At 42.3% G+C, this 20265-nt stretch carries 26 protein-coding genes; 12 read left to right on the top strand and 14 right to left on the bottom strand.

Annotated elements, in window-relative coordinates; translation table 11 throughout:
• Positions 1-144: 144 nt before the first annotated feature.
• The 9 genes from hisIE to BM049_RS05190 are packed head-to-tail and all read right to left on the bottom strand — an operon-like array spanning position 145 to position 7122.
• Positions 145-786, bottom strand: a complete 642-nt coding sequence (gene hisIE / locus BM049_RS05230) for a bifunctional phosphoribosyl-AMP cyclohydrolase/phosphoribosyl-ATP diphosphatase HisIE (protein ID WP_091529253.1) — start codon at positions 784-786, stop codon at positions 145-147.
• Complete coding sequence (hisF, locus tag BM049_RS05225) at positions 779-1543, bottom strand: imidazole glycerol phosphate synthase subunit HisF (RefSeq protein WP_091529251.1); 765 nt, start codon at positions 1541-1543, stop codon at positions 779-781. The genes hisIE and hisF overlap by 8 nt, the downstream gene beginning before the upstream one ends.
• On the bottom strand, positions 1540-2244 hold the full coding sequence (gene hisA, locus BM049_RS05220) for a 1-(5-phosphoribosyl)-5-((5-phosphoribosylamino)methylideneamino)imidazole-4-carboxamide isomerase (RefSeq protein WP_091529249.1): 705 nt from the start codon (positions 2242-2244) through the stop codon (positions 1540-1542). Before hisA ends, hisF begins: the two co-directional genes overlap by 4 nt.
• A complete protein-coding gene (gene hisH / locus BM049_RS05215; RefSeq protein WP_091529248.1) occupies positions 2241-2819 on the bottom strand; it encodes an imidazole glycerol phosphate synthase subunit HisH in 579 nt (192 codons plus the stop codon). Before hisH ends, hisA begins: the two co-directional genes overlap by 4 nt.
• A complete protein-coding gene (gene hisB, locus BM049_RS05210; protein WP_091529246.1) occupies positions 2816-3397 on the bottom strand; it encodes an imidazoleglycerol-phosphate dehydratase HisB in 582 nt (193 codons plus the stop codon). Before hisB ends, hisH begins: the two co-directional genes overlap by 4 nt.
• A complete protein-coding gene (locus tag BM049_RS05205; RefSeq protein WP_091529245.1) occupies positions 3394-4392 on the bottom strand; it encodes a pyridoxal phosphate-dependent aminotransferase in 999 nt (332 codons plus the stop codon). The genes hisB and BM049_RS05205 overlap by 4 nt, the downstream gene beginning before the upstream one ends.
• The gene (gene hisD, locus BM049_RS05200; protein WP_091529243.1) at positions 4389-5639 is read right to left on the bottom strand and encodes a histidinol dehydrogenase; all 1251 of its coding nucleotides are present in this window, start codon (positions 5637-5639) and stop codon (positions 4389-4391) included. The genes BM049_RS05205 and hisD overlap by 4 nt, the downstream gene beginning before the upstream one ends.
• Positions 5640-5644: 5 nt before the next feature.
• Positions 5645-6250, bottom strand: coding sequence for an ATP phosphoribosyltransferase (hisG, locus tag BM049_RS05195; protein ID WP_091529242.1), 606 nt, complete (start codon positions 6248-6250; stop codon positions 5645-5647).
• On the bottom strand, positions 6247-7122 hold the full coding sequence (locus BM049_RS05190; RefSeq protein ID WP_177188603.1) for an ATP phosphoribosyltransferase regulatory subunit: 876 nt from the start codon (positions 7120-7122) through the stop codon (positions 6247-6249). Before BM049_RS05190 ends, hisG begins: the two co-directional genes overlap by 4 nt.
• A gap of 144 nt (positions 7123-7266) precedes the next feature.
• Here BM049_RS05190 and hisJ point away from each other — a divergent pair, with 144 nt between their 5' ends.
• The 3 genes from hisJ to BM049_RS05175 all read left to right on the top strand — a co-directional run bounded on the left by hisJ (position 7267) and on the right by BM049_RS05175 (position 9144).
• A complete protein-coding gene (gene hisJ, locus BM049_RS05185; RefSeq protein WP_091529239.1) occupies positions 7267-8052 on the top strand; it encodes a histidinol-phosphatase HisJ in 786 nt (261 codons plus the stop codon).
• The gene (locus BM049_RS05180; RefSeq protein WP_177188620.1) at positions 8045-8266 is read left to right on the top strand and encodes a YdbC family protein; all 222 of its coding nucleotides are present in this window, start codon (positions 8045-8047) and stop codon (positions 8264-8266) included. Before hisJ ends, BM049_RS05180 begins: the two co-directional genes overlap by 8 nt.
• 71 nt (positions 8267-8337) lie before the next feature.
• Positions 8338-9144, top strand: coding sequence for an aldo/keto reductase family protein (locus BM049_RS05175; RefSeq protein WP_091529236.1), 807 nt, complete (start codon positions 8338-8340; stop codon positions 9142-9144).
• A gap of 63 nt (positions 9145-9207) precedes the next feature.
• Here BM049_RS05175 and BM049_RS05170 read toward each other — a convergent pair whose 3' ends face one another.
• A complete protein-coding gene (locus tag BM049_RS05170) occupies positions 9208-9804 on the bottom strand; it encodes a ribonuclease H1 domain-containing protein (protein ID WP_091529234.1) in 597 nt (198 codons plus the stop codon).
• 210 nt (positions 9805-10014) lie between these two features.
• Between BM049_RS05170 and BM049_RS05165 the strand changes: the two genes are divergently transcribed.
• The 3 genes from BM049_RS05165 to BM049_RS05155 are packed head-to-tail and all read left to right on the top strand — an operon-like array spanning position 10015 to position 12092.
• On the top strand, positions 10015-10683 hold the full coding sequence (locus BM049_RS05165) for a YutD family protein (protein ID WP_245751867.1): 669 nt from the start codon (positions 10015-10017) through the stop codon (positions 10681-10683).
• Positions 10684-10693: 10 nt separating this feature from the next.
• Positions 10694-11479 carry a TIGR01457 family HAD-type hydrolase gene (locus BM049_RS05160; protein ID WP_091529231.1) on the top strand — a complete coding sequence of 262 codons (786 nt, stop codon included), beginning with the start codon at positions 10694-10696 and terminating at the stop codon, positions 11477-11479.
• Positions 11460-12092 carry a TIGR01906 family membrane protein gene (locus tag BM049_RS05155; protein ID WP_091529230.1) on the top strand — a complete coding sequence of 211 codons (633 nt, stop codon included), beginning with the start codon at positions 11460-11462 and terminating at the stop codon, positions 12090-12092. Before BM049_RS05160 ends, BM049_RS05155 begins: the two co-directional genes overlap by 20 nt.
• Positions 12093-12261: 169 nt before the next feature.
• Here the strand turns inward: BM049_RS05155 and BM049_RS05150 are convergent, their stop codons facing one another.
• The 3 genes from BM049_RS05150 to BM049_RS05140 are packed head-to-tail and all read right to left on the bottom strand — an operon-like array spanning position 12262 to position 14306.
• Positions 12262-12771 (bottom strand): phosphatidylglycerophosphatase A family protein, encoded by a 510-nt coding sequence (locus tag BM049_RS05150; protein WP_091529228.1) that lies wholly within the window; start codon positions 12769-12771, stop codon positions 12262-12264.
• A 14-nt stretch (positions 12772-12785) separates the two neighbouring features.
• Positions 12786-13787 (bottom strand): NAD(P)/FAD-dependent oxidoreductase, encoded by a 1002-nt coding sequence (locus tag BM049_RS05145; protein WP_091529226.1) that lies wholly within the window; start codon positions 13785-13787, stop codon positions 12786-12788.
• Between the two features lie 36 nt (positions 13788-13823).
• Complete coding sequence (locus tag BM049_RS05140; protein ID WP_091529225.1) at positions 13824-14306, bottom strand: divergent PAP2 family protein; 483 nt, start codon at positions 14304-14306, stop codon at positions 13824-13826.
• Between the two features lie 157 nt (positions 14307-14463).
• Between BM049_RS05140 and BM049_RS05135 the strand changes: the two genes are divergently transcribed.
• Positions 14464-15060: a peptidylprolyl isomerase gene (locus tag BM049_RS05135; RefSeq protein ID WP_091529223.1), complete on the top strand. Its 597-nt coding sequence runs from the start codon at positions 14464-14466 to the stop codon at positions 15058-15060.
• Positions 15061-15091: 31 nt separating this feature from the next.
• Positions 15092-15946, top strand: a complete 855-nt coding sequence (locus BM049_RS05130) for an ROK family protein (RefSeq protein ID WP_091529222.1) — start codon at positions 15092-15094, stop codon at positions 15944-15946.
• A gap of 47 nt (positions 15947-15993) precedes the next feature.
• Here the strand turns inward: BM049_RS05130 and BM049_RS05125 are convergent, their stop codons facing one another.
• Positions 15994-17169, bottom strand: coding sequence for a MalY/PatB family protein (locus BM049_RS05125; protein WP_091529220.1), 1176 nt, complete (start codon positions 17167-17169; stop codon positions 15994-15996).
• Between the two features lie 159 nt (positions 17170-17328).
• Between BM049_RS05125 and BM049_RS05120 the strand changes: the two genes are divergently transcribed.
• The 4 genes from BM049_RS05120 (at position 17329) to BM049_RS05105 (ending at position 20154) form a co-directional block, all read left to right on the top strand.
• Entirely contained in the window at positions 17329-17706 is a 378-nt protein-coding gene (locus BM049_RS05120) for a CvfD/Ygs/GSP13 family RNA-binding post-transcriptional regulator (protein ID WP_091529219.1), read from the top strand.
• A gap of 39 nt (positions 17707-17745) precedes the next feature.
• Positions 17746-18138, top strand: coding sequence for a hypothetical protein (locus tag BM049_RS05115; protein WP_245751866.1), 393 nt, complete (start codon positions 17746-17748; stop codon positions 18136-18138).
• A 27-nt stretch (positions 18139-18165) separates the two neighbouring features.
• Entirely contained in the window at positions 18166-19515 is a 1350-nt protein-coding gene (locus tag BM049_RS05110) for a glucose-6-phosphate isomerase (RefSeq protein ID WP_091529217.1), read from the top strand.
• 99 nt (positions 19516-19614) lie between these two features.
• Positions 19615-20154 (top strand): GNAT family N-acetyltransferase, encoded by a 540-nt coding sequence (locus BM049_RS05105; RefSeq protein WP_091529215.1) that lies wholly within the window; start codon positions 19615-19617, stop codon positions 20152-20154.
• Positions 20155-20265: the final 111 nt, after the last annotated feature.

The raw sequence follows: 20265 nt of genomic DNA, 5'->3' as shown, positions 1-20265 counted from the left end.
TCCATTAGTTCATTCGCTGATTATAAATATACTTATTAATTTTATAAGAATACTGATGAAAAAACAACAAAGAGCTTCCTCAGATAAGGATCAGTCGTTAAAATAACCAGGGGATGAGGTGGACAAACGGTGCGGTCTGTTTGTTCACCAGTCCTGTACGTCAGACCGCGCCCCTTTAAAATTATTCTTTTTCTCGTGACGGGAAGCTAAAACAGCTTCAACATCTTCAATTGAAACGCCAGTCTGATAGAGCAGTACGCCCAGGTGATACAAAACATCAGCAGCTTCACTGGCCACTTCGTTTTTATCTTTATTTTTCGCTCCGATCACAACTTCAAATGCTTCTTCACCGAACTTTTTCGCTATCTTATCGATACCTTCATTCAAAAGATAATTCGTATAGGATTTATCTTCACCCATATCCGCCCGATTCTGTATCGTCGCTTCGATATCCTTCAGTGTAAAAGAAGGACCGAGGTCGAAACAGCTCTTGGATCCGGTGTGACAGGTCGGGCCGGCAGGATCGATCATGACGAGCAGAGCATCCTGGTCACAATCCAGATACATGTCTTTAACATGCTGGACGTTTCCGCTTGACTCGCCTTTTTTCCACAATCGGTCTTTAGAGCGGGAAAAGAACCAGACGACATCGTCCTGTTTTGTTTTTTCAAACGCTTCTTCATTCATATAGCCCATCATGCGAACATCTTTCGTAGTGTAATGCTGCAGAATAACGGGGAGCAATCCTTTTGAAAAATCCGGCTTCAGTGTATCGTAGTTAGACATGGCGCATCGGCACTCCTTTTAATTGGCATAAATCTTTGACTTCGTGAATCGAAACATCTTCGTCATGGAAAATAGAGGCGGCAAGGCCTGCAGATACATCAGTATCCAGAAAAAGGTCTGCAAAATGCCGGGCATTTCCTGCACCACCCGAAGCGATGACTGGGATCGAAACAGTCTCTTTGATCTTTTTAAGCAGCTCATGATCGAAACCCTGCTGCATACCGTCATAATCCATACTGGTGATCAGTAACTCGCCGGCTCCTCGTGCTTCCACTTCCTTGACCCATTCCAGAGCTTTGACATCTGTTCTCTTTTTGCCGCCGTGGGTGTAGCAGTACCAGTCCTGTTCTGCTTCTTCCCATTTCGCATCGATGGCGATACAGATACACTGTGATCCGAATTTCTCACTGGTCTCATTGATCAGTGAAGGATCATTTAAAGCAGCGGAGTTCAGACTTACTTTATCTGCACCTGCATTCAGCACAGCTGAGATATCTTCCGAAGATTTCAGTCCGCCCCCGATAGTCATGGGGATGAAGAGTTCTTTAGCAGTTTTTTGGATGACATCGAGCATCAGGGCATTTCCGGTATGTGTTGCTGAGATATCTAGGAAAACCAGCTCATCGGCGCCTAATGTATTATAGCGTTTCGCCAGTTCGACAGGATCACCGATCTCCCGGAGTCCTTTAAACTGAATCCCTTTGACGACGACACCATCTCTGACGTCCAGACAAGGGATGATACGTTTTTTGATCATGAAATTCCCTCCCAGAAAGCTTCTGTATTCGCGGCTTTTCCGACAATGGCCGCTTTGATACCGGCTTGTTCAAGACGCTTCAAATCATCTGAACTGCGTATGCCGCCGGATGCGGTAACTGGATGAGGGGTCAGTTCGACCAGTTTCTCTGTCAGTTCGAAGTTAGGTCCCTGCATTTTACCGTCTTTAGAAATATCCGTATAAATAATGCCGCCCAAGGCAAGCGAAGCCGTTTCTTCAGCGACATCATAAATCGTTTTATCCACGGATTCTGTCCAGCCGTTCACTGCGACCTGATCTTTTTTTGCATCAAGCCCCAGATAGATCTTGCCTGGATAGAGCGTGGTCATTTCTTTCAGCCACTGACTGTCCTGCATTCCACGCGTGCCTACGATAACGTAGGAGGCACCACTGGAGAGGTAGTAGTCGATCGTCTCTTTTGAACGGATCCCGCCCCCGATTTCCACAGGGTAAGTACTGGATGCGATCAATTCCTTGATGAACGTTTTTTCGCTCGGTTTTTTGTGCAAGGCACCCATAAGATCAACGATATGGATGCGTGTGACCTGTTTGAATCGGTTATAAAAAGAGATGGCTTCTTTGGGGGACCGTTCCATGATTTCTTTTGAATCATAAACGCCTTCTGTCAGGCGGACACTCTGCTGATCGATTAAATCGATTGCCGGCCAGATTTCTATCATAACTCAAAACCACCTTTCAAAGCCTGATCGAGAATGAGGAGACCCTGATCACCACTTTTTTCCGGGTGAAACTGTATGCCGATCAGCTTGTCTTTCTGAACGATAGCTACGACCGGCTCTCCGTAAGTTGTTGTCGCAACGACATTTTCTCCTGTATGCACCTTGTATGAATGAATAAAGTAGACATCTCCCTGAAGAGACGGGAGGGAAGAGTCCAGTTTGTTCCATCCCAGATGAGGAACGGGAAGAGACCCGGTGATCTTTTTGACAGTACCCGGAAGATATCCTAACCCGTCAGCATCTCCTTCTTCACTGCGCTCGAAAAGGAGTTGCATGCCAAGGCAGATACCGATAAAGGGTTTTTCTTTTTTTAATTCGTTCAGCACTGGCAGCAGATCGAGTTCCTTCAAGCGGTTCATCGCATCATTAAAGTGTCCGACCCCAGGAAGAATGATCGTGTCAGCCTCCTTTAGTTTAGTGACATTATGCGTCAAAACAGGATCATAGCCCAGATAATGCAAAGCGTTTGTCAAGTTGGCAATATTGCCTAAACCATAATCTACAATAGCGATCATTCTTCAATAACTCCTTTCGAAGATGGGAGTCTCCTGATATCCGAAGTCTGTGACGCTTTTCTAAGTGACTGTGCGAAAGCTTTAAAGAGAGCTTCGATTTCATGATGCGTATTTCCCCCGCGTAACAGATCCATGTGCACGGTCAGGCGAGCATGGATAGTCAGGGCGTAGAAAAATTCTTTGACCAGCTGGACATCAAACGTTCCCACTTTCTGGCTGGAAAAATCTGCTTCGAAATGCAGATAGGGGCGGCCGCTGATATCGACGACCGTCCGTGCCAGTGTCTCATCCATCGGCACATAAGCTGTTCCGTAGCGTTTGATCGAGGATTTGTCCTGATTCAACTCGACTATGGCCTGACCGAGGAGGATGCCGATATCTTCAGTGGTATGGTGATCATCCACATCTGTATCGCCATCAACAGTGACGTCCAGGACATAGTGACCGTGAAAGGCAAAAAGGTCCAGCATGTGATTCAGAAATCCGACACCGGTATCGATCGTTGATTCTGACAGCCCTTTATCCAGGCTCAGTTTGATCCGGGTTTCCTTTGTGTTTCGTTCTTTGTTTACAGTCATTGAGAGTCACTCCATTTTCTGACGATTTTTCTAAGCTCTGCCATTTCTTCAGTAGTGGCTATTGAATATCTTACGGCTTCTTTTAGTGTCGGATGATCTGATTCAGGATACATTCTTGGCTGGAAACCGTTCGTTTGTACATATTTTCCTAATTCCAGTGCTTTCTGTCCATATGTGAATAAAAAGTTAGTATGGCTTTCCAGTATGTTGATATGTTTTCCGGCTTCTTCCTTAAAAAGACTGTGCAGTTCCTTTGCGAGATTTCGGTTCAATGTAATAAAGTCTGTGAGTCTCTGAGGCTGATTCAGTAAATAGTGGGCAACATTTAAAGAAAAGGTATTGACCGGATAAGGATGGGCGATAGAATTCAATACAGTCATCGTTTTTTCAGTCGACATAGCGACACCTACTCTCAAACCAGCTAAGCCGTAAACTTTAGAAAGGGTTCGGAAGCGAATGACATGGTCCCCTTCAGGATAAGAGGGGAGTCCTTCCAGAAATTCAGCATAGGCTTCATCGATGATCAGGTAACCTTTTACTTCCTTCATCAAGGCAGCTGCTTTTTCAATAAATTCGACTGGATGCATCATTCCAAACGGGTTGTTGGGCTGAGAAAAGATGAACACAGAAGGACGGTATTCTTTGATTTTCTGAAAGACTTCGTCATAGTCGAAGGTCATGTCTGCATTGGCATCCACTTTGATAAGGGGACGCTTGAACTGCATCGCATATTCTTCATACATGACAAAATCAGGATCTAAAATCAGCGCTGGGCCTTCACCTAATATGATCATTGCTTTTTGGATCCATTCGTCTGACCCGTTTGCGAAAGAGACTAGATGGGGATCCAGACCGTTATAGGCCGCATAACTTTCCTGTAGCTTCTGGTATTCATTGTCCGCATACTTATTAAAGTGCGTGTCTATTGCAAGTGCGCTGATTTCATCTTCAGTGAGTGCTCTGTAGGGACTTTCATTTTTGTTTAAACGTATCATTTATTTTCCTCCATTCGACAGGCTAATGAATCGTGATGAGCCTGCAGTGATTCCTCCAGAGCCAGACGCATACCACCTGGTGCCATATTCTTAAAGGATTCTTTTTTCAGTGCAATGATCGAGTTGGTCCGCAAGAAATCATTGACCGTCAGACCGCTGCTGAATCTTGCGGTCCCGCCAGTTGGTAAAACGTGACTGGGGCCTGCTATATAATCACCGATAGCCTCCGGTGAACAGTCCCCGATGAATAAGGCACCGGCTGTATTGATCTGATCGATATAGGAGCTGGCATCTTTGGTCTGAATGGATACATGTTCACCGGCGATGAAATTCACACAGTCGATCGTTTCTGCTTTATCAACCGTGTGGACAGAGTAATGGTGATCTCTGAGACTGGTTTTTATGATGGCAGCACGCGGCTGTTCGCCGGCCAGTTCGTTCACTTTTCGTTGTATTTCTTCGATTTTTTCTTTGCTCTCACTGATCAGAAACGTGCGTGCCAGCACATCATGTTCAGCTTGGGCCAGTAGATCATAGGCAACAAAATCAGCTCGCGTTGTGTCATCAGCAACGATGACGATCTCACTTGGTCCTGCAATAGAGTCGATGCCGACATCGCCGTAGACCATCTTTTTGGCTAAAGCAACATACTGATTGCCGGGACCGGCGATTTTATCAACGGCCGGGACAGTTTCTGTACCGTAAGCCAAAGCGGCAATGGCCTGAGCGCCACCGACTTGAAAAACACGGTCGACTTTTGCTATATGGCATGCAGCAAGGATCGCCTGATTCACACCATTTTGTTGTGGAGGCGTCGTCACAACGATCTCGCTGACGCCAGCAACTTTTGCTAAAACTGCCGTCATTAAGACGGTCGAAACCAGGGGAGCCGTTCCCCCTGGGACATAGACACCGACGCGGTTCAGTGGATGAACTTTCTGATACAGTTCTGAGGCCTCACCGTCTGAGATTTTTATAGATTGTTGATAATCCCAGATGTTTTTATAAGCCAATTCCAAAGCGGCTCTCAAATCATCTTCGATGTCATGGTAGGCTGACTCAAGATCAGTCTGCATGACTTCGAGTGTGTCAAGCTTCACGTTATCAAAGGTTTCAGAATAATCATAAAGTGCCTGATCTTTGCTTTCCTGCACCGTTTGAATGATCGTCATGACCTGCTTCAGTTTGTCCCAATCTGTTTTGTTCGATGAAGCTATCACTTCTTTGAATGAATCGAATGTGTACATATCTTCTAACCCCGCTCTTTCAATTGATTTATGATGGCTTGTATCTCTGCATTTTTGGAAAAGAATGCGTGTTTGTTGGCAATAAGCCGGGCATTGATGTTATCCAGACAGACTTGTTCCTCCAGGCCATTTTCACGTAAAGTGGTTCCTGTCTGAACGATATCCATAATGGCATCAGCCATATCTATCGTAGCGGCTAACTCCACAGACCCCTTGAGGGGGATGATCTTGACGGGCTGTCTGATGGAGTCAAAATAGTCCTGTGTATATTTGACATATTTAGTTGCAACGATCGGATACGCTTCCTTTTCGGACTTCGCCGCCAGCGCAAAGTGGCAGTAACCGAAAGGAAGATCCATCAAGTTATTGATCTCTCGGCTCTGTTCATAGAGGACATCGCTTCCTGTGATACCCAGATCTGCGACACCTTCTTCGACATAAACAGGGACATCTTCACCCTTGACTAACAGGAAGCGGGTATCTTCCGTTTCTATTAACAGTTCTCTTGATATGGATTCAAGCGAGGTATACCACTGGCTTAATTTCTGCTGTCTTAAAAATGATATGAAATCTTCTAATTGTCTTCCTTTAGATAATGCTATGGTTATCACAAAAATTTTCCTCTCTCAATGTTTTTCATTAATGATAAGCTGGATAAATTAATGGCCATGCCGAAAGCTCGAGTGGGACTGGAGTACTGCCCGCCAGTCACGACAGGTTCAACGGCGTGATCAGTGTAAAATTGTAAAAAGATCCCTTTATAGTAAGACTGAGGCGGTATTGAAAACAGATCGCAGTAGACGACTGGGATACTGTTTTTCTGGAGCTGATCCTGCCAGCGTTTTATCTCTTCAACAGGTTTTCTTAAATCGGGATAGTGTGCTTTTGCATAATCCAGCTGTTCAGGCACGGGCTGACTCATGAGCCTGACGACAGGGTGAGAATCTCCCAGTCTTTCGGTCAATCCATCCAGGTTGCGTTCATCGAGATATCTCATGATCTCGGGCTCCTGCCGTTCATTTTCTGACAACAGTTTTTTGAGCAGAGAATAGTGACTGATGACAGCAACATTCAGAGAAAGTGCCATGTTTTCTTTGATGTACTGAATCAGTTCCTTCATCGTATCGATCTGTTTTCCAATGTCTTCTGTAAATATTTCCATACCAAATTGCATTTTCTCTTTGTCCATAGGGAAGACCGGGCCGGAATAAGCGATTTTATCAGTTTTTAATTTATATTTTTTTCTGTAACGCACGATGGCATCTGTCCAGTCACTGCGCAGCGATAACAGAGAATGCCCCGTCTGCCAAGTGTGCCGGGATTTCATCATTTTTAGATCGTCTTCTGAAAGCCGATCCCATTCGAACTCTTCCAGCAGAGAGAGATCCAGCAGATCGTATCCCAATAAATGGAAATGATGGAGAAAATCCATTTCTTTACGCTTTTTTTCTAATAAATACTGATTATTCTTTTCTAGACTCATCAAGCAGCTCCTCATTTCCATTTATTTATTATTTTGATACAATGATTTTATGCTTATAAAATAAAACCATATAGATTAAAAAATTTTAACATAAATAACCGTCTTATGAAAGTTTTCAAATCCGTTTATTTCTAGGAGGAACCTATGACAGCAGATAATCATGTCCATACTCATTTCTGCCCTCACGGAAGTGATGATGAAATGGAGGCATATGTAAAAACAGCCATCAGCAAAGGGCTGAACCAGCTGACGTTTACTGAGCATGCGCCGCTTCCAATAGAAGACACCACCCCTTTGAAAGACAGTGCCATGCGATCTGAAGATGTTGAAGTCTACTTGAAAAGGGGAAAAGAACTGAAAGAAAAATACGCTGAGCAAATCACCATAAATACCGGATTCGAGATCGATTATATCGAAGGGAAGGAAGAAGCAACGAAAACCTTCTTGCAGCGCTATCCTGAAACGGTGCCGCACTCACTACTCAGTGTTCATTTTCTGAAGATGTCTGAAGAGGACTATTTCTGTATCGATTATGGAAAAGATGAATTCCTGAAAAAAATGAATGATACCGGTTATGAAAAACTAGCCCAATTATATGAAGAAACACTACTGAAGGCTTTATCGGTGCCTTTCGGTAAATGGACCCCAAAAAGGATCGGCCATATCACTCTGATCAATAAATTTAGTGAGGCTCATGACCATCAAGATATAGTCAACTGGGAAGGTATACTGGAACAGGTAAAACATAACAGGTATGATCTGGATTATAACTTTGCAGGATTAGACAAACCCTTCTATAAAAAGACCTATCCTGACGAAGCCCTCGTTAAACGGGCTGTAGAAAAAGGCATCAGGCTCATCTATGGATCGGATGCCCATGAAGCAAAAGATACTGGCAGATATTTTGAAAGGGGAATGAATGATGAATAAAATCTCATACGAAGTAGTCGAACATCTTGCTGTACTGTCTGAGACACCCAAGGGATGGAAGAAAGAGCTGAATTTAGTGAGCTGGAACAACCGTCCACCGAAATTTGACATCAGAGAATGGAGTCCCGATCACACAAAAATGAGCAAGGGACTTACTTTTAACAATGACGAACTGGCTCAGCTGAAAAAAGTGCTGTCCGAGATCGATGTCTGAATGAACTGGAAATAGACATCTTGCAACTGTTATACTTGAAAAATGTCTATATCTTAAGAAGGAGAGATAATATGGAATATGTGCGCTTGAACAACGGGTTGAGTATGCCTTGCTTAGGTACGGGAACAAATACTTACGGAAAAGAGAATGATGAGTATAACGGCGAGTTAAATGGTGATTTTTCTGCGTTGGAGTCTGCTATAGAAATGGGCTATCGTCTGATAGACACAGCCATCTCTTACAGGAATGAAGCAGGGGTAGGGAAAACGGTGAAAGAAAGCGGGATCGAGCGTGAAGCGTTTTACCTGACCACAAAGATTCCTCCTCAGGATGAGTATGTAAAAGACAAAGAAACAGTGAGAAAGACATTAGATCAGAGTCTTCTGAATTTGCAGACAGACTATATTGATCTGTACCTTATTCATAAACCGATCGAAGATGAGGATAAACTGAAATTGACTTGGGAAGTTTTGGAAGAATTCGTAGCAAAAGGAAAAATCCGAACCATCGGCGTGTCTAATTTTTCCAATGAAGACCTGGAAAAACTGGGCGAGTTTGCGACCATCAAGCCGGCTGTGAATCAGATCAAGTCCAATCCTACCGAGTGGAACAATGAGTGGATCAAGTTCATGCTTGACCGTGACATCAGACCACAGGCTTGGGGGCCAATGAAAACAACAGACAAGCACCGTGAAACACTAAGTGAGATCGGGAAAGGGTACGGAAAAACCTGGGCACAGGTCCTGCTGCGGTATCAGACTCAGCGGGGAATCGTCGTTATCCCGAAATCTCATGACCCTGAAAATCAGAAAGCGAATCTGGAGAGTCTCGACTTTCTGCTATCTGATGAGGACATGAAAAGAATTACTCAGTTATAATCACTGAAGTAAATAAAACGAGGTATCCTCACTATAAAGAGGATACCTCGTTTTTATGTCTGGTCAGGCAGTGAGTGCCTGCTTGGCCAGCTCATCAGCTCGTTCGTTGTAGAGCACGCCTGTATGAGCTTTTACTTTTACAAATGAAACATTTATCTTTTTCTGATAAGCCTGGAAAAACTTGATGTAATCCTGAGATACAGTTTTATTTGCTTTCCATTGACCGGTTGCCCACATTTCGATGCCCAGATAGTCATAGTAGATAGTGATGTCTTTATAATTGTTTTCTATTGCCCACCTTATAGCGTTGAGTGCACCAAAGCACTCTCCGGCTATCTGGAAGCTTTCTGCATATTTAGGATCTTTGGCCGAATTACTCAGTTCTGCCAGCACAGTATCGTTTATCAGCAGAACCACACCGTAACTATAGGTTTTCGTTCGCTTGTTGAAAGACCCGTCTACATAGGCGATAAGTGAATCTGGACCGGCAATGCTGTTTTTTCCCGCTGCATTGTTTATGTAAGCCTGTGCTTCGTCTTGTGTCTGAAAAGATTTGAACTGAGCGCTCGGATATCCTGATACTTGTTTTTGTGCTTCCGGCCAAGTAGAATAAATACCTGGTTTACGCCCTTTTCTTACTGCATAATATTTTTTCGGCATAACTTCTCCTTTGGTAATAAAGATTTCTTATATTACTTTAGAAGAAGAAGAGACGGTTGTCAATTCCATGGAAGCAGAAAAATAAGGGATTATAAAATTGATACTATGCGTACTGTGATTGTATGTTAAAATGAACGGAGATACTATGAGAAGCTAATAACAGATGTAGAGCCTAATGGACTCTAACAGCTTTGAAAGGAAAGAATACATGTGAGTAATCAAGACAACAAAGATAAACAACCCGAAATCTCTGCTGATGCACTGGATAAAGTGATCAATCCGGAAGATAAAACCGTAAAAAAAATTGATTCTGACCATATCACCATTAAAGGCGATAAGTATAGAATTGAAAAGAATTATCGAGAAGCTCTGGATCTGGAATTGCTGGAAGAAAGATACAGTGATTTTCTGGAAAAGTATGATTATATCGTAGGGGACATGTCCTATGGAAAACTGAGGTTAAGAGGTTTTTATAAGGATGATGTAAAGAAGATCCCTATCGACATGCGTATCTCTTATCTGGAAGATTACCTGCTGGAATACTGCAGTTTTGGATGTGCCTATTTTGTACTGGAAAATATGGAACCAAATAAAAAACACACCAATCGTCAATATGATTCCGGCAGCAAGCCGAAGGCGCAGAATAAAACCGGGAAGCCTCGAAACAAGAAGAAACCTTATAAGAAAAAGAAAGCGTCTCAATCTCCAAAAAAATCAGATAAAAAGGCAACGACGGCTTCCAGTTCTAAAGGGAAACGTTCATTCACAAAAAAGCACAGGAATGGAACAGAAGATTCCGATCAGAAAAAAGAAGAAGTCAAAGAAGTAAAAAGTGACAATGGAAAGACCCGCTTCCAGATCAGAAAAAAGAAAGATTAGGAGTCATATCATGCATGTTAAAAATTACCGAGGTTATTTTATAGATCTCGACGGCACAATGTACAGAGGAACAGAACCAATACAAGAAGCCCCATATTTTGTAAAAAAACTGAAAAACAGTAAGATCCCATATCTGTTTCTCACTAATAATTCGACAAGCACTCCTCAAGAAGTGGCGGATAGATTAAACAAAACATTCAATATACCTGCAAAAGCGGAGGACATATACACAAGTGCTCTTGCCACAGCCGATTATGTTAAAGCGCTGAAAGGGAACCGTGTCTACGTGGTAGGAGAAAACGGATTGAAGCAGGCTCTGACTGACGCCGGCTGCGAACTTGTAGATAAGGACATCGATCATGTCGTTGTCGGGCTCGACAGGTATCTGACCTATGATAAGTGTGAAATCGCCAGTCTGGCTATTCAAAAAGGGGCGACCTTCGTTGCGACGAATAAAGATACGAATATCCCAACTGAACGAGGCATGAGTCCTGGGGCAGGGGCTGTGATAGCTATGATTGAAAAAGCATCTAAGATCAAACCTGTATTTGTTGGAAAACCTGAAGAAATCATGATGGCTTCAGCGTTGGATAAACTGAATCTTTCAGAGAGAGAAGTGCTCATGGTAGGGGACAATTATGAAACGGATATTATGGCGGGAATAAACAGTCGCATCGATACGCTGCTTGTGCTCACAGGGTTTACGAAAAGAGAAGATCTTGAGTATCAGGAAATCCAGCCGACATACGTGATCGATACATTGGATGAGTGGGGCGATGAGCGTGCATCACATTAAAAAAATTTCAGGGGTAAGCAGTCTGTTTCTCTTTTTAATAACTGTCAGTATAGCATTCATCATACTGTTTACACCATTATATTATTTTTCCGCCTGGTCGCTGGATCTGCCGGAACAGCTGGGTATGTCAATGGAAACGCTGATGGAGAACTATCATGTTTTACTAAGGTATCTGCATTTCCCTTGGATAACTGAATTGAACTTTCCCGACTTCACAAGTTCTGCAAGTGGACTGTTTCATTTCTACGAAGTGAAGCTGCTGTTTTATCTCAATTATTTTATTCTGATCGCCTCGTTTATTGGAAGTGTTTTTTATATGAAGTCATTGAAGAAAAATAAACGCCTCTGGACACTTCAGAAACCTTTTTTCATCGCTGCGCTTGTTCCACCGATCCTGCTCACGTTTTTAGCTGTAAGTTTTGACAGGATGTTTGTGCTGTTTCATGAGATATTCTTCAACAATGATGACTGGCTGTTTGATCCGGCCACAGATCCCATTATACTGGCTTTACCCCAGGAATTTTTCATGTATACCTTTTTACTGTTTTTCCTGCTTATTGAAATGTTCTTTATTATCGCTTATCAGTACAGTAAGAGAAATGCATTCAAATAAAAGTGTTTATTAGGCTAAGACGTAAGGCTTAACCTGTTTATTGAATGGACCAAGCAATGTAACTGCAAGATATGATAACGGAATTTTTAAATAGTTGTTTTAATGATTACACGAGAATACAGAAATAGCCGGGACATATAGCCCGGCTATTTCTGTATTTTTGAGTAGTCTATTTCATTATTTTGGAAATACCCGGATTATCATGAGCAAGTCTACTGGCGGCCGCTGCGGCGATGGCGCCTACAATATCATCCAGGAAAGTATGTGTCTGTTTGGAATGGGTGTGGTCGTCAAGGCGTTTGATCAATTTTGGCTTGGTTTTGTCCAGAAAGCCGTAGTTAGTGAACCCGATAGATCCATAAACATTGACGATGGATAAGGCAAGGATCTCATCGATCCCATACAAACTTTCATCTTCTTCAATGATCTCTTGTAAAGGACTGGACAATTTACCTTGTTCAGTCAGTACATCTAATTCGATACCGGTAAGTATAGCATTCTGGACTTCTCTTTTTCGTATGACAGCCTTGACATTTTCAAGGCAGAGATCTACCGAGAGCTCAGTGAGGTAAGGGGATTGCAGGTCATAAACCAACTCCGCGATCTCCTCTAATTCTACACCCCGGTCATTCAGTTTTTTTAATGCTACTTCATGTAGTTTGGATCCTGATTGTACCATAATAACTCCTCCTTCTATTCTTCAAACGACAACTTAGTGCTCTGGATAGGTTGAGCATGTTCTTTAGGATGAATGGAATGTACCGCATGATTCACTGCAGTGGGCGCTTCCCCAAATCCAGTGGCGATCAGTTTGATTTTTCCGTCAAAGGTGATGCTGTCTCCGGCAGCATAGATCCCGTCGATCGATGTTTCCATTTTACTGTTCACAACGATATCTGTCCGGTCAAGGTCTAATCCCCACTGCCTGACAGGCCCCAGTTTAGATACAAAACCATAATTGACAATGAAATAATCCAGGTCTATTTTTTTAAGATTGCTGCCCCTGGTTTCTTTGAAAACAACAGAACGCAACATCTTTTCTTCTCCGATGAGTTTGTGTGGGACATAAGGGGTGATGAGTTCGACACTGGAAGCTTTAAGCATCTCGACAGATCCTTCATGAGCCCTGAAACGTTCACGTCGATGAACCAAATATACCTTTTTGGCAACAGATTCTAAAGTAAGAGCCCAGTCGACTGCAGTGTCTCCACCTCCGCAGATGACAACAGTTTTATTTCTATACTGTTCGATTTGTTTAACGATATAGTGGAGGTTTGTATCTTCGTAATAATTAGCGTTAGGGACCGTGAGTTTTCTGGGATTAAAAGACCCTTGGCCTGTAGCTATCACGATGGTCTTTGAATAATGAATCCCCTTCGACGTCGTCAACTCAAAGAGCTGGGCATCCAGTTTCTGTATGTGACTGACTTCTTCCTCCAGACAGATGGTCTGATCGAAATGCTGCATCTGGGCTGTCAGCTGATGAACGAGCTCCTTCCCGGTTACACCGGCATATCCTCCGACATCATACAGGGTTTTTTCCGGATATAAGAGTGCGACCTGCCCGCCCAGTACGGGAAGTGATTCTATGATTTTAGTTTTTGCATTTCGCATACCGGCGTAAAATGCGGCAAACATGCCTATCGGGCCACCCCCGATAATGGTTATATCGTATACTTCTTCTGAATCAGTCAAGCTTAACCCTCCGTGTACAATTCCTAGTGATAGTGTTTAATAAAAGAGACTAATGACAAGTGAAATAATGATCCCTGAAATGATACCGAAAAAGACTTCGATCGGTTTATGACCCAAGAATCCTCTGGATCTCAGTTCTTCATCATCTTCTTTCAGCACTTCTTCATGATGATATTTTGAAAAAGATTTCTTAAGATCCTCAAAGTCTCTGATCAGCTCGTTGATGATGATCCCGTGTTCTCCGCTTTGACGTCTGACTCCCATAGAATCAAACATCACAATGACGCCGAATGTGAAGGCTATGGCGACGTAGGGGGAGTCCACGCCATATTCTATTAATAAGCTAGTGATCAGGGCCGTGACTCCGGCTGAGTGGGAACTGGGCATGCCTCCTGTTGACATAGCTAAGGCTACAGTCGAGGGACGCTTCAAAAAGTAGGCGACAGGGATTTTAATAAGTTGAGATAAAATAATGGCTGATAAAGCAGCCACCAAGGGGTAATTTTGTAATAGTGTCATGTAACAACGTCCTTTGTATGATTTATGAGCACCTTTTAATAATAACATGAACAAAAGAAAAAAATGATAAAAAAGTTTCACAAAAGTAAAACTTATTGGAAAACGAAATGAACTACGGTAAACTAAAGACACATCTATATATAGGAGGAATTAAAACATGAGTGAATTTCCACAGTTAAATAGTGATTTAAATACAGGGTTGCAAGCAGTGATCAAAACAAATAAAGGGGACATGACGGTCCGTTTATTCCCGGAGCATGCGCCAAAAACAGTTGAGAACTTTGTCGGTCTGGCTAAAAAAGGCTACTACGATGGTGTTATTTTCCACCGTGTCATCCCTAACTTTATGATCCAGGGCGGCGATCCTACCGGAAGCGGTATGGGCGGAGAGAGTTTCTTCGGCGGAAACTTCGAAGATGAGTTCAGTCCGGAACTGTTTAATTTAAACGGAGCGCTTTCAATGGCTAATGCAGGTCCTAACACTAACTCAAGCCAGTTTTTCATTGTGACCATGTCCGAGCTTCCGGACCAGATGGTCTCACAATTAAAAGATGCCGGTTTCCCTGATGAAATCATCAATGCCTATAAGGAAAAAGGCGGAACCCCTTGGCTGGATCAGAAACATACAGTCTTCGGACAGCTTGTAGAAGGTTACGATGTAGCTGATACCATTCAGAATGTAGATAGAAATGCTATGGATAAGCCGAATGAAGATGTCGTTATCGAAACAGTAACCATCCTGGATAATAAATAAACCAGTTACAATATGAGAAAAGAGGAATGTTATGTTAGGTGCGATCGAAGCAGGTGGCACAAAGTTTGTCCTGGCAGTGAGCGACAATAATCTTGAACATGTGGAAAAGATCTCTATTCCCACCACGACACCTGAAGAAACCTTTGACAAAGTTTTTGAATTTTTTGATAATTATACACTTGAAGCCATCGGAGTGGGGTCTTTTGGCCCGATCGATGTCAATAAGAATTCGACGACTTACGGCTATGTCACATCCACGCCCAAACTGGCATGGCAGAATGTCGATTTTTTGGGAAAACTGAAAGAAAGATATGATGTGCCAGTCTCCTGGACGACTGATGTCAATGCAGCAGCCTATGGTGAACTGAAAAAAGGTGCTGCTGTCGGAAATGGGTCCTGTCTTTATCTGACCGTCGGGACAGGTATCGGAGGAGGAGCCGTCATTAACGGTGAACCCTTGGAAGGTTATGGGCATCCAGAAATGGGACATATTCCGGTCCGGATGCATGAAGATGATACATTTGACGGGGCCTGCCCTTATCATGGAAATTGCCTCGAAGGCCTTGCTGCCGGACCAGCAATCGAAAAACGGTATGATAAAAAAGCTCAGTATCTTGAGGACCGTGAAGATGTATGGAAGATCGAAGCCTATTATCTGGCTCAGGCGCTGATGACGTATACGTTAACATTGAGTCCTGAAAAAATCATTTTAGGCGGTGGGGTCATGAAGCAGACGCAGCTTTTCCCGCTTATCAGAGATGAATTTGCCAGGCTGATAAATGGCTATGTGGCTACACCAGCTCTAGAGGAATACATCGTCTCGCCGGGACTGAAAGACAATGCGGGCATAACCGGCTGCCTGCTCCTGGCTCAGAAAGAATTATAGCAAGCAAAAAGCATTTCTCACTAGTGAGAAATGCTTTTTATACATAGTTATTTACTGTAATGATCGAAAACAGTTTTGATCCGCTTCAGGCCATCTATAAGAAGAGATTGTGGAACTGCAAAGTTCAACCGCATATAAGATTTTCCGCTCGGACCGTAGCTGACACCGTCATTCAGTCCGATTTTTCCGATCCGCGCAAATGTTTCTCTCAACTTATCGTTGTCGACACCTAAGCGTGATGCATCGAACCAGAAGAGGTAGGTGGCTTCGGGAACCATATAAACCACGTCAGAAAGTTCCTTATCAAAGAAATCAGTGACGATCGAACGGTTGGCCTCCAGCTTTTCAAGCAAAGCTACATGCCACTCGCTTGATTCTGCCAGGGCAGCTTCAGTTGCTCTCATCCCAAATGTATTAACGATATCCAGTTCAGTTTCTTCCTGAACTTTTACCAGTTTCTCCTTTAAATCTTCGTTAAAGACTAAGATGAACGACGTTTTTACACCGGCGATGTTAAAGGTCTTTGTTGCGGAATGAAGGGTGATGACCCAGTCTTTATAAGAAGCATCTAAAGTGACAGGGGACACGCAAGTATTCTCGCTGTATACGAGATCGCTATGGATCTCATCACTGATCAGGATCACACTGTATTTTTTACATAATTCCACAAGCTGGATAAGTTCATTTTCTGACCATACTCTTCCCCCCGGATTATGCGGATTACTCAGCACAAACATCTTGATATGCTCATCTTTAAACTGGCGTTCTATATCATCAAAATCCATCGAGTACTGGCCGTTTTCTAGATTCAGCGGAGTCCGGTAAACTTGGCGTTCGTTTTTGTTGACCATCGAAAAGAATGGTGGGTAAACTGGGTCATGTATCAGAACACTGTCTCCCGGGTCAGTGAAAGCCTGTACCGCTACAGCTATGGATGACAGTACTCCTGGGGAAAGAAGGATGTTCTCTCTTTTTGTCGGCATGTTGTGGTTCGTATTTTGCCAGTTACTGATAGCCGTGAAGAGGGAGTCCGGTGGAAAAGTATAACCAAGGACTTCATCATCGATCATTTTTCGGAGGGCATCTTTGATGGGGCGGGCATTATCAAAATCCATGTCAGCTACCCACATAGGTAAAACATCTGAACTGCCGAATATCTTTTCAGCTCTGTCCCATTTGACACTGCTCGTTTGTTTCCGGTCAATTGTCTTTTCAAAATCCATGTGATCGCTCCTTCAATATAATATTATAGTCTAAGTATCTTTCATCTGACTTAGTATATCAAGGGGAAAATCCATAAGATGATTTCCAAAAAAGCCTTTTTCATGCTATACTATTTTATGATAATTCGAATAATACCATGAGAGTAAAGAGGTGAATTCATGGTCTACAAAATCGGTCAGAAAGTAAGGGGAACCGTTACTGGAATTCAACCGTATGGGGCCTTTGTTTCCATTGACGAGGATACACAGGGACTTATTCATATATCAGAATTGAAACATGGGTATATAAAAGATATATCCGAAATCGTTTCGAAAGGCGACGAAATCGATGTTATGATAATGGATATCGATGAATACTCAAATAAAATAAGTTTGTCTCTAAGAAGCCTTCAGAAACCTAAGTATCATCCTTTCGCAAATCGGAAAAATATCTCCAGATATGGAAGGAAAACAGGTATCGGGTTTAAATCGATCGATGATAAAATGCCTGAATGGACAGAACGAGCTTTGAAGGAAATCGAAATCAGCAGAAAATAGACAGTCCTTAAATTTATTAATAGAAGGGTGTAAATAATAGTGATCAAGGAAAACCATTATGTAGCCAGTACCATCTTAGTAAAAGATGAAGAAGGTCGTTATGTTTTTTTAGTTAAGGAAGAAAAAGATGGATATTCATTTCCAGCCTCTGTCGTTGAACCTAAAAAAACAGGTCTAGCCTGTGTGATTAACAGGCTTAAGGAAATCGTTGATATAGACATTGAAAAATTGGAACTGACTGAATTGACCAATGCGATCGTCAATGATAATCGAATCCCCTTGTTCGTGTTTATTTATGAAGACGACACCCTTTCATCTCCCGGAGATCTCTTAATAGAAGATAATGGCTTATCATGGGTTCATTCAGAAAATATCGTCTCTACACTGGAAGAGTGGAAAATTTCCGGTGTCCCGCAATTTTTACTTATATAAATTATAAAAAATATGGAGGAAAAATATATGTCATACATTACATTTGATGACTCTAAGGTAATGGGTCAGTTTATCAATAAAGAAGAAGTGGATTACATGCAGCCTCAAGTCAGTGCTGCGCACAAGTTACTGCGTGAAAAAACAGGTCCCGGTAATGACTTTCTGGGATGGGTAGATCTACCGGAAGATTATGACAGAGAAGAGTTCAGCCGTATTAAAAAAGCGGCTGATAAAATCAAGTCTGATTCAGAAGTTCTTGTGGTTATTGGTATCGGAGGGTCTTATTTAGGTGCAAAAGCGGCTTTAGACTTTTTGAATCACTCTTTCTACAATGAATTGAATGCAGATAAACGTGAAACACCGCAGATTTTCTTTGCAGGCAACAATATCAGTTCTACCTACTTATCAGATCTGATTGAAGTGATCGGTGACAAAGACTTCTCAGTCAATATTATTTCTAAATCAGGAACAACAACTGAACCTGCTTTAGCATTCAGAGTGTTTAAAAACCTTTTGATCGAAAAATACGGTGAGGAAGAAGCGAAATCACGTATTTTTGCTACAACTGACAAAGAAAAAGGGGCATTGAAATCTTTAGCTGACGCTGAAGGATATGAATCTTTTGTTATCCCGGATGATGTAGGCGGACGCTTTTCTGTATTGACAGCTGTCGGTCTGCTGCCTATTGCTGTAGGCGGTGGAGATATCGATAAGCTGATGGAAGGGGCAAATCAGGCTCGTCAGGATTTCGCAAAAGAGAATATCACTGAAAACAGCGCATATCAGTATGCTGCCTTAAGAAACATCCTTTATAGAAAAGGGAAAGTAACAGAGTTACTGATCAATTATGAACCAAACTTGCAGTACCTTTCTGAATGGTGGAAACAGCTATTCGGCGAATCTGAAGGGAAAGACCAGAAAGGGATCTACCCATCCAGTGCTAACTTCTCTACTGATCTGCATTCTTTGGGTCAGTATATCCAAGATGGAAGAAGAAACTTATTCGAAACAGTTATCAAAGTAGATAAGCCTAAGAAATCATTGACCATCCCTGCAGAAAAAGAAGATTTGGACGGTTTGGGTTATCTTGAAGGCAAGGAAATCGATTTTGTCAACACTAAAGCCTTTGAAGGAACTGTTTTGGCTCATACAGATGGCGAAGTACCCAACTTTGTATTGACTATCCCGGATACTTCTGCTTATACCTTGGGTTATCTCTTTTATTTCTTCGAAGCTGCCGTAGCCATTTCCGGGTATTTGAACAGCGTCAACCCGTTTGATCAGCCTGGTGTGGAAGCCTACAAGAAAAACATGTTCGCTCTCTTAGGAAAACCTGGATTTGAAGATTTGGCGAAAGAACTGAACAACAGACTGTAAAACTCTTATATATATTAAAGAGAAAAGAGCATTAGCTCTTTTCTCTTTTTTTCATTTCATGTATTCTATTAAATAAATAGTTTGAGAGAGGGATTCTTTATGACGGAAATTAAAGGGGTACCAGCACAACCTAAGGATTTGAATCTTGTTAAACAGTTATTATTCGAAACAGCGGAATGGCTGAATAAAAAAGGATCTACTCAGTGGGCGGGTTTGTTAAAAGGGGAAGATGTCCATAATATAGAAGGAGCCATTGAGCGCCAGGAGGTATTTCTTGTATACCGATCTGAAAAAGTAGTAGGAACATTCGCTTTATGGAGTAAGCAGACCACCTGGGATAAAGACTTCTGGGGTAAGGACGAAACCCGTGACTACTATTATTTGCATCGATTAGCTTTGTCAGCGGATGAACATGGCAGAAAATCAGGAAGTACGCTTCTTGATAAAGCTAAAGAAATCGCGATATCAGAAAACAAATCCGGCCTACGGTTAGATTGTGTCGCATCCAACTATTATCTGAATTCTTTCTATAGTAAGAATGGATTCGTATACGTCGGAGTAGTTGAACAATACGATAATGGTGTGGATCAGCAGGATTATCATTTGTACTTCTGGGAAAACAGAAAAAAGTTTAAATGAGTATTGACACTATTCGAATTACCTGTTATTATTAATCTCGTTGCTGCAAAACATCTTTTGAAAGTCTGCAGCGAGGTTTTGAAATTTTATTGTTGACATATTGCTAACGAT

This window comes from Alkalibacterium subtropicum (assembly GCF_900112455.1).
Taxonomy (GTDB): domain Bacteria; phylum Bacillota; class Bacilli; order Lactobacillales; family Carnobacteriaceae_A; genus Alkalibacterium; species Alkalibacterium subtropicum.
This window is presented reverse-complemented; position numbering and strand designations above follow the sequence as displayed.

What these genes read in the sequence shown, in the direction of transcription:
- hisIE (WP_091529253.1), bottom strand. Translation starts at nt 786, where the DNA reads ATGTCTAACTACGATACACTGAAGCCGGATTTTTCAAAAGGATTGCTC.
- hisF (WP_091529251.1), bottom strand. Translation starts at nt 1,543, where the DNA reads ATGATCAAAAAACGTATCATCCCTTGTCTGGACGTCAGAGATGGTGTC.
- hisA (WP_091529249.1), bottom strand. Translation starts at nt 2,244, where the DNA reads ATGATAGAAATCTGGCCGGCAATCGATTTAATCGATCAGCAGAGTGTC.
- hisH (WP_091529248.1), bottom strand. Translation starts at nt 2,819, where the DNA reads ATGATCGCTATTGTAGATTATGGTTTAGGCAATATTGCCAACTTGACA.
- hisB (WP_091529246.1), bottom strand. Translation starts at nt 3,397, where the DNA reads ATGACTGTAAACAAAGAACGAAACACAAAGGAAACCCGGATCAAACTG.
- BM049_RS05205 (WP_091529245.1), bottom strand. Translation starts at nt 4,392, where the DNA reads ATGATACGTTTAAACAAAAATGAAAGTCCCTACAGAGCACTCACTGAA.
- hisD (WP_091529243.1), bottom strand. Translation starts at nt 5,639, where the DNA reads ATGTACACATTCGATTCATTCAAAGAAGTGATAGCTTCATCGAACAAA.
- BM049_RS05190 (WP_177188603.1), bottom strand. Translation starts at nt 7,122, where the DNA reads ATGAGTCTAGAAAAGAATAATCAGTATTTATTAGAAAAAAAGCGTAAA.
- hisJ (WP_091529239.1), top strand. Translation starts at nt 7,267, where the DNA reads ATGACAGCAGATAATCATGTCCATACTCATTTCTGCCCTCACGGAAGT.
- BM049_RS05180 (WP_177188620.1), top strand. Translation starts at nt 8,045, where the DNA reads ATGAATAAAATCTCATACGAAGTAGTCGAACATCTTGCTGTACTGTCT.
- BM049_RS05175 (WP_091529236.1), top strand. Translation starts at nt 8,338, where the DNA reads ATGGAATATGTGCGCTTGAACAACGGGTTGAGTATGCCTTGCTTAGGT.
- BM049_RS05170 (WP_091529234.1), bottom strand. Translation starts at nt 9,804, where the DNA reads ATGCCGAAAAAATATTATGCAGTAAGAAAAGGGCGTAAACCAGGTATT.
- BM049_RS05160 (WP_091529231.1), top strand. Translation starts at nt 10,694, where the DNA reads ATGCATGTTAAAAATTACCGAGGTTATTTTATAGATCTCGACGGCACA.
- BM049_RS05155 (WP_091529230.1), top strand. Translation starts at nt 11,460, where the DNA reads ATGAGCGTGCATCACATTAAAAAAATTTCAGGGGTAAGCAGTCTGTTT.
- BM049_RS05150 (WP_091529228.1), bottom strand. Translation starts at nt 12,771, where the DNA reads ATGGTACAATCAGGATCCAAACTACATGAAGTAGCATTAAAAAAACTG.
- BM049_RS05140 (WP_091529225.1), bottom strand. Translation starts at nt 14,306, where the DNA reads ATGACACTATTACAAAATTACCCCTTGGTGGCTGCTTTATCAGCCATT.
- BM049_RS05135 (WP_091529223.1), top strand. Translation starts at nt 14,464, where the DNA reads ATGAGTGAATTTCCACAGTTAAATAGTGATTTAAATACAGGGTTGCAA.
- BM049_RS05130 (WP_091529222.1), top strand. Translation starts at nt 15,092, where the DNA reads ATGTTAGGTGCGATCGAAGCAGGTGGCACAAAGTTTGTCCTGGCAGTG.
- BM049_RS05125 (WP_091529220.1), bottom strand. Translation starts at nt 17,169, where the DNA reads ATGGATTTTGAAAAGACAATTGACCGGAAACAAACGAGCAGTGTCAAA.
- BM049_RS05120 (WP_091529219.1), top strand. Translation starts at nt 17,329, where the DNA reads ATGGTCTACAAAATCGGTCAGAAAGTAAGGGGAACCGTTACTGGAATT.
- BM049_RS05110 (WP_091529217.1), top strand. Translation starts at nt 18,166, where the DNA reads ATGTCATACATTACATTTGATGACTCTAAGGTAATGGGTCAGTTTATC.
- BM049_RS05105 (WP_091529215.1), top strand. Translation starts at nt 19,615, where the DNA reads ATGACGGAAATTAAAGGGGTACCAGCACAACCTAAGGATTTGAATCTT.